Raw genomic sequence first — 1,126 nt, 5'->3', positions numbered from 1 at the left:
AGATCTGCGTCCAGACATCCTTGGGGAAGGTCGTGAAGGCCAGGATGTCGGCCCGGGCGGCGTCGAGGTGCTCAGCCACCGCGGGCAACTTCTCGCCCACGTAGTCGATGAGCCGGTCGAACTGCGCGTTCACACTGGTGGCATCGGGCTGGTCATACACGCTGTGCAGCATCGCCTTCACGGCCGGCCACATGGACTTCGGGGTGATGCCCATTAGATTCGCCGCGTAATGCGTGCGGCAGCGCTGCCACGCAGCGCCGGGCAGGTTCGCGGCGATCGCGTCCTTGAGCCCGGCGTGGGCGTCACTGGTGACCAGGCGGACCCCGCCCAGACCCCGGGCGACCAGGTCGGCGAAGAACTCGTTCCACGCCGCACCGGACTCGCTGGTTGCCACCCGCAGGCCGAGGACTTCGCGGCGGCCGTCGGCGTTGACCCCGGTGGCCAGCAGGACCACGGCGTTGACGACCCGGCCGCCCTCGCGGACCTTCATCGTCAGGGCGTCGGCGGCCACGAACGTGAACGGGCCGGCCGTATCCAGGGGACGGTGGCGGAAAGCCTCGACCTGCTCGTCGAGGTCCTCGGCCATTCGCGAGACCTGGGACTTCGACAGCGCGTTGATGCCCAAGGTCTTCACCAGCTTGTCCATCCGGCGGGTGGAGACCCCGGCCAGGTAGCAGTCCGCCACCACCGTGATCAGCGCCGATTCGGCCCGTTTGCGGCGTTCCAGCAGCCACTCGGGAAAGTAGGTGCCCGATCTGAGTTTGGGAATGGCCACGTCGAGGGTCCCGACCCGGGTGTCCAGCTCGCGGTGGCGATAGCCGTTGCGCTGGGCGGTGCGGGTCGTAGCGGGTCTGCCCCACTCGGCGCCGACCACCGCGTCGGCGTCAGCGGAGAGCAGGGTGTTGATCACGGATTGCAGCAGGTTGCGCATCAGGTCCGGGGAGGCTTCGGACAGGGCTTCGCCAAGTAGGCCGGCAGGGTCGACAATGTGAGGAGCGGTCACCGTGGTGACTCCTTTCGAGGATTCTTGCAAGGTTGACTCGAAGGATCACACCGGTGGCCGCGTCCACGTCTGAAACGACATTGCCGACCACCTGTGCGTTACACCACTCTATGGGGCACTACT

General features: G+C 67.1%; 1 protein-coding gene. It reads right to left on the bottom strand.

Features of this window, described 5'->3' with window-relative positions; all coding sequences use genetic code 11:
- The coding region (locus AB0333_RS16955; protein ID WP_366219843.1) for an IS256 family transposase at positions 1–1,003 on the bottom strand (1,003 nt) is incomplete at its 3' end.
- Between the last annotated feature and the right edge of the window lie 123 nt (positions 1,004–1,126).

It is taken from the genome of Citricoccus sp. NPDC079358 (assembly GCF_040702545.1).
Taxonomy (GTDB): Bacteria; Actinomycetota; Actinomycetes; order Actinomycetales; family Micrococcaceae; genus Citricoccus.
This window is presented reverse-complemented; position numbering and strand designations above follow the sequence as displayed.